Below are 6,418 nucleotides of genomic sequence, written 5' to 3'. Positions count from 1 at the left end.
GATGCCGAACATCGCGGGCGCCAGCATGGCGACGCCGCGAGCCTGGCCGAGCTTCAACGTAGCGACGCCGTCCTTGTTGACGAAGGTCTGCTCGACCGCGGCTTCCATCGGCTTGTGATGCGAGAGCACGGCAGCCAGCCCCTCATGGATCGCCAGCAGCCGGCTCGACAGCGGCAGCCCCTCCGGCGGTTCCACCGAGCCGCAGGCGACGTAGACGAGGCGATTGCCCTCGGCCTCGATCACGCCCCAACCGGTGCGGCGCAGGCCAGGGTCGATGCCGATGATGCGGACGGGATGGCGAATCGGAAGCGCGGTCATGGGCCAGTGATAGCCGCTGGCCGGAGGGAGGGAAACAGAAACGGAACGAAAGTCCCCTGGGGAAGTGCGAGGTCTCGTGCCCCGGGCGCAGCAAATTGCGAAGCAGTGCGCTGCTGAACCGGGGCCCATGCCGCCGGCCGCAATCGAGGCGCCGTGGGTCCGGCTCTGCGGTGCACCGCTTCGCGCTGCGCCGCGTCCGGGACACGAGCGCGGCCTCAGCCACCCATCTTCGCGATCAGCGCGTCTGACACCTCGAAATTGGCGTAGACGTTCTGGACGTCGTCGTGCTCGTTGAGCAGGTCCATCAGCTTGAGCAGCTTCTCGCCGGTCTCGTCGTCGACGGCCACCGTGTTCTGCGGCTTCCAGATCAGCGCGGCCTTGCGCGGCTCGCCGAACTTCGCCTCGAGCGCCTTGGCCACATCGCGGTAGCTTTCGGTCGAGGCGTAGATCTCGTGGCCGTTCTCGCCCGAGATGACGTCGTCGGCGCCGGCCTCGATCGCGGCATCGAGCACTGCATCGTCGGAAGCGACGCTGCGGTCATATTCGATGATGCCGGTGCGATCGAACATGAAGGACACCGAGCCGGTTTCGCCGAGATTGCCGCCGGATTTGGTGAAGAAGGAGCGGATGTCGGAGGCCGCGCGGTTGCGATTGTCGGTCAGCGCCTCGACGATGACTGCGACGCCGCCGGGGCCATAGCCCTCGTAGCGGATCTCGTCATAGTTCTCACCGTCACTGCCGAGCGCCTTCTTGATGGCGCGCTCGATATTGTCCTTCGGCATGTTCTCCTGGCGCGCCGCGATCACGGCCGCGCGCAGGCGCGGATTCATGTTGGGATCGGGCGTGCCGAGCTTGGCCGCGACGGTGATTTCGCGGGCCAGCTTGCCGAAGAGCTTCGACTTCTGCGCATCCTGCCGCCCCTTGCGGTGCATGATGTTCTTGAATTGGGAATGTCCGGCCATGCGTGGTCTCTGAGGAATCGTCAGCCAAGGTAAGGGGCAAGATAAGGGATCGAAGCGCGGGCCTTATAGGCCGCGAGCCCCCCGGAATGAAAGAGCATACTTGAAGGTAATATCGTAGGGTCAGATGCCTCGCCATAGGCACTTGTTAACCCTGACTTCATTTCGGGATGTGAAAATATCCTCATCCCGTCCCCCGACAAGAGTGACCTGATGGCCTTCGGACTACTTCGGAAACGTCGGCCGGAACAGGCCGCGCACGCGGCTCTCCCGCAGGCGGCCCAAGCCGTCGCCGAGCCCGTTGCCGCACCGGAGGGCGATTCAGCCAGGGAAATTCTCGAGCTCCTGGAACTCGAGCTCGGCGCGATGATCCGCCAGCTCGAGCGCGCCGCCCAATCGGTCGCCGGCGGGGCGGAAGCGACCGCCAACACGCTCGCGACCATCCGCCAGCGCACCGACGCGCTCACGGGGCGCAGCAGCGCCGCGCAATCGACCGCGACCACCTTTGCCAGCGCGGCCGAGAAATTCACCCAGTCGGCGCAGGGCATCAGCGCGCAGGTCCGCGAGGCCGGCAAGCTCGCCGATGCTGCCAGCGCCGCCGCACAAGAGGCCCGCGCCAATGTCGACCGCCTTCGCGAATCCTCGGCCGCTATCGGCAACGTCGTCAACCTGATCGCGCAGATCGCGCGCCAGACCACGCTGCTCGCGCTGAACTCGACCATCGAGGCGGCGCGCGCCGGCGCGGCCGGAAAAGGCTTTGCCGTCGTTGCGACCGAGGTGAAGGCGCTCGCGGTGCAGACCCAGGGCGCGACCGAGGAGATCACCAGGAAGATCGAGGCGCTGCAAAAGGACGCGGCAGGCTCGGCGGAAGCCGTGCATCGCATCTCGCAGGCAATCGAGGCGATCCGCCCGGTGTTCGACACCGTCAATGGTGCGGTCGCCGAGCAGACCGCGACCACCAGCGAGGTCTCTGGCAACGCCGCGACCGCATCCCAATTCATCATATCCGTGGGCGACAGCGCCGCCGAGATCGATGCCGCCACCAAGGCGGCGGAGGCACATGGCGAAAGCGTCTCCAGCGCCGGCAAGGCGGTCACGACGTTCGCGCAGAAGCTGAAATCGCGCTGCGCGGTGCTGCTCAGGCAGAGCGACGGCGACGCCCGCCGCAAGACCGAGCGGCTGCCCTGCCATCTCAAGCTCGAGATCAAGGGCGGCCGCGCGACGATGCCGGTCTACGAGATTGCGATGGACGGCGTCCTGATCGGCGGCGCGGATGCCGCGAGGCTTTCGGTGCACGAGACCATCGATGGCCTGCTCCATGATATCGGCGCCTGCCGCCTGCGCATCGCCGAGCAGTCCAAGGCCGGCGCGCGGGCGCAGTTCGTCTCGCCGCATGCCGAGCTGCGCGAAAAGATCGAGGACAAGCTCTGGTCGATTCACGAGGAGAACACCGAATTCGTGACTCGCGCGATGGAAGCGGGCGCTGCGCTGACGAAGATCTTCGAGCAGGCGGTCGCGCGCGGCGCGGTCAGGCTCGACGATCTCTTCGATACCGACTACGCTGAAATATCAGGCACCAATCCGCAGCAGTACCGCACAAGATATCTCGACTGGGCCGACCGCGCCCTCCCCTCCTTCCAGGAAGCATTTCTGGCCAGGGACCCACGCATGGCCTTCTGCGCCATGGTCGACCGTAACGGCTTCCTGCCGGTGCACAACAATATCTATTCGCATCCGCAGCGCCCTGGCGATGTCGCCTGGAACACAGCGAACAGTCGCAATCGGCGCATCTTCAACGACCCGGCGGGCCTCGCTGCGGCGCGCAATCTGCGCTCCTACCTGGTGCAGAGCTACGCGCGCGACATGGGCAACGGCAACACGGTGATGATGCGCGAGATCGACGTACCGATCCGCGTGCAGGGCCGGCATTGGGGCGGGTTCCGGACCGCCTACAAGCTCTAAAGCATGATCCGGGGAAGTACGGAGCGCTTGCGAAAAGATCATGCGCAAACAAAGACCTGAAGCGCGATGACAGTTCGCCCTGAAGTCATTCGTGCTTGAGTGCACGCTCAGGCAAGACGGCAAAGCGCGAATCAGCATTAAAGCGAATCACGCTTTGTCGGAATGGGAATGCAGCAGTGAGTCGATAGGCGACTCCGACTGGAGGAAGTTCGAACATGTCCGTCGTGCAGCGTGCAGTCATGGACACGTCATCCAACCGGACGCTGGCCGAACGCCTCATAGACCAGCTCGCCGATCGCATCGGCGGCCTCGGGGTTGAGCTCGCCGACATCGCCGGCAACGTCCAGGAGGTCGCGAACCGCGTCGCCAGCCAGTCGGAGCGATTTCACCATCTACAGAAGACGGCGGAGACGATGGTCTCGGCCAATCGCGAGATCGCCAATGCCTCGCAGGCGGTGCAAACGACGACATCCACCGCAGTCGGCGAGATCGCGCAGTCGCGCGACGTGGTCGAGACCGCGGTCAGCCACATCTCCGAGCTCGTCGCAGCCGTCGCGCGCATCGAGTCGCGGCTCGCCGCGGTCGGCTCGGCGCTGAGCCAGGTCGCCAAGGTCTCCGGCTCGATCGAGGCGATTGCGAAGCAGACCAACCTGCTCGCGCTCAACGCCACTATCGAGGCCGCGCGCGCCGGCAGCGCCGGGCGCGGCTTCGCGGTCGTGGCGAGCGAGGTGAAGAGCCTTGCGGAAGCGACCCGGCAGGCCACGCAACAGATCTCGGATACCGTGCGCGATCTCGACGGCCAGATCGGCAGCCTGATCGGTGAAAGCGGCGAGGCCTCGCTGCGTGCGAAGAACGCCGGCGACGGCGCGCAGCAGATCTCGGGCATCATCAGCCGCGTACAGCAGGGCTTTGCGTCCGTGGGCGCGGAGATCGACAGCGTCGCGCGCGCCGCGACGTCCAATCTCGGCCATTGCGATACCGTGATCTCGGAGCTCAGCGAGCTTGCCAAGGGCGTCGATCTCTCCTCGCGCGATCTCAGGAATGCCGACGAGCGGGTGGCAAAGCTGCTCGACACCTCCGAGGCCCTGATCGCGCTGATCGCCGACAGCGGCGTGGAGACGTCGGACGCGCCGTTAATCCACGTCGTCGTCGACACCGCCAGGCGCATCTCGGCCGAATTCGAGGCCGCGATCGACCGCGGCGAGATCACGCTCAATCAGCTCATGGACGAGACGTATCGCGAGATTCCCGGCACCGATCCCAAGCAATTTCTCACCAGCTACGTCGACTTCACCGACCGCGTGCTGCCGGCGATCCAGGACCCGATCCAGAAGTCGGATCCGCGCATCGTGTTTTGTGTCGCCTGGGCAAAGGGCGGCTATCTGCCGACCCACAATCCGAACTATCGCCTGCCGCAGGGCAAGGACCCCGTCTGGAACAACGCCAATTGCCGTAACCGTCGCCTGTTCAACGACCGCGCGGTAAAGAAGGTCGCGGCGAACACAAAACCGTTTCTGCTGCAAACCTATCGCCGTGACATGGGCGGCGGCCAGTTCGTGCTGATGAAGGATTTGTCCTCACCGATCACGGTCAAGGGCAAGCACTGGGGCGCGTTTCGGATGGGGTTTAGGCAGGGGTGACGGCGCAGGCGCTCCCCGTGGTCGTCCTGGCGAAAGCCAGGACGAGTGGCGACGCCAGTCAGCTCAACCAAAACCTTGGCGTTGCCGGCTCGAGCCGCCCGCCCGCACGCACCGGCGCGATACGCAGTGCGAGGCCGGTTGCATCATCCGTCTCCACCGCGACGCCGCTGAGTGTAGCCACGCCCATCGCCGCCTCGAAACGGCCGGACGGAATCCCGGAGGTGAAACGGCGCAGCGGCTCTTCCTTTTGCATGCCGATGATCGAATCGTAGTCGCCGGTCATGCCGGCATCGGTCATGTAGGCGGTGCCACCGGGGAGGATCTGGTGGTCGGCGGTGGGCACATGGGTATGCGTGCCGACGACGAGGCTGGCGCGGCCGTCGCAGAAGAAGCCGATGCCCTGCTTCTCGCTGGTCGCCTCGCAATGAAAATCGACCACGATCGCATCGGCCGCCTCGCGCAGCGGACAGGCGCCGAGCTCGCGCTCGAGCGCGGCGAAGGGATCATCGAACGGCGTCATGAAGACACGGCCCAGCGCGTTGATGACGAGCGCGCGGCGGCCGTTCTTGGTCTCGACCAGAGCGGCGCCGCGGCCCGGCGTGCCGCGCGGATAGTTCGCCGGACGCACCAGGCGCTCGGCGCGCTCGATGAACACCAGCGCCTCGCGCTGATCCCAGGAATGGTTGCCGAGCGTGACTGCGTCGGCGCCGGCGTCGAGCAGCTCCTGATAGATCGCTTCCGTGATGCCGAAACCGCCGGCGGAATTTTCGCCGTTGACGACGACGAAATCGAGCGACCAGCCGCGAACCATGTTGGGCAGGTGCTCGGCGATCGCCGCGCGGCCGGCCCGGCCGACGACGTCACCCACGAAGAGAATGCGCAACTTCAGAACTCCGGAAATCGAACACGTCCGTTTCCGTTAGCACATAATCCAGCGCGACGTCGTGCGATAGTGCGGGAACAGCCTCGATCTCCTGCGCCGCAAAAGCGAGCCCGACGCCGACGACATGCCTGGTCTTGCGCAAATGCGCGAAGGTGAAGTCGTAATGTCCCGCGCCATAGCCGATACGGTGGCCGAGACGGTCGAACGCGGCAAGCGGCGTCAGCATGATGTCGGGGATGACCTCGGCCGCCGCCGGCGAGGGCTCGGGGATGCCGAGCGGGCCGAGCATCAGCCGGTCGCTCGGATGCCAGATTCGGAAGATCAGTGACTTGCCGCGCGTGGTGACGCAGGGCAGCGCCAGCCGCGCGCCTTCGGCCGCGAGCTTCTGCATCAGGGGCACCGGATCGATCTCGCTGCGGATCGGCGAATAGCCGGAGACGATGCTGCCGGGCACGATCTCGAACGGCAGGCCGCGCTTGCCGAGCTTTGCGGCGGCGGCACTGCGCTTCTTCTCGCTGAGCGCGTCGCGCTTGGCGAGAGCCTTGGCACGGAGTTCGGCTTTGGAGTTGGACATCAGCGTTTTCCCTGAGGCAGAACCTTGTTCTGCCGTCATCGCCCGCGAAAGCGGGCGATCCAGTATTCCAGAGACGCCAGAG

The 6,418-nt window shown here is 65.7% G+C and carries 6 protein-coding genes; 2 read left to right on the top strand and 4 right to left on the bottom strand.

The features are described from left to right. A partial coding sequence (locus Q3C01_RS41995) for a crossover junction endodeoxyribonuclease RuvC (RefSeq protein ID WP_458151201.1) occupies positions 1 to 318 on the bottom strand: 318 nt, incomplete at its 3' end. Positions 319 to 533: 215 nt separating this feature from the next. After that, complete coding sequence (locus Q3C01_RS41990) at positions 534 to 1,280, bottom strand: YebC/PmpR family DNA-binding transcriptional regulator (protein WP_458151200.1); 747 nt, start codon at positions 1,278 to 1,280, stop codon at positions 534 to 536. Positions 1,281 to 1,490: 210 nt separating this feature from the next. On the opposite strand from Q3C01_RS41990, the gene Q3C01_RS41985 reads away from it, so the two are divergent. Both Q3C01_RS41985 and Q3C01_RS41980 read left to right on the top strand, forming a co-directional pair. Then, the gene (locus Q3C01_RS41985; RefSeq protein WP_458151199.1) at positions 1,491 to 3,239 is read left to right on the top strand and encodes a methyl-accepting chemotaxis protein; all 1,749 of its coding nucleotides are present in this window, start codon (positions 1,491 to 1,493) and stop codon (positions 3,237 to 3,239) included. A 215-nt stretch (positions 3,240 to 3,454) separates the two neighbouring features. Further along, the gene (locus tag Q3C01_RS41980; RefSeq protein WP_458151198.1) at positions 3,455 to 4,879 is read left to right on the top strand and encodes a methyl-accepting chemotaxis protein; all 1,425 of its coding nucleotides are present in this window, start codon (positions 3,455 to 3,457) and stop codon (positions 4,877 to 4,879) included. A 58-nt stretch (positions 4,880 to 4,937) separates the two neighbouring features. Here the strand turns inward: Q3C01_RS41980 and Q3C01_RS41975 are convergent, their stop codons facing one another. Further along, complete coding sequence (locus Q3C01_RS41975) at positions 4,938 to 5,762, bottom strand: TIGR00282 family metallophosphoesterase (RefSeq protein WP_458151197.1); 825 nt, start codon at positions 5,760 to 5,762, stop codon at positions 4,938 to 4,940. Beyond that, positions 5,740 to 6,336 (bottom strand): 5-formyltetrahydrofolate cyclo-ligase, encoded by a 597-nt coding sequence (locus Q3C01_RS41970; RefSeq protein WP_458151196.1) that lies wholly within the window; start codon positions 6,334 to 6,336, stop codon positions 5,740 to 5,742. The genes Q3C01_RS41975 and Q3C01_RS41970 overlap by 23 nt, the downstream gene beginning before the upstream one ends. Positions 6,337 to 6,418 lie beyond the last annotated feature (82 nt).

The organism is Bradyrhizobium sp. UFLA05-109 (genome assembly GCF_054185165.1).
The sequence above is the reverse complement of the archived record's forward strand: the minus strand, read 5'-3'. Positions and strand labels throughout refer to the sequence as shown.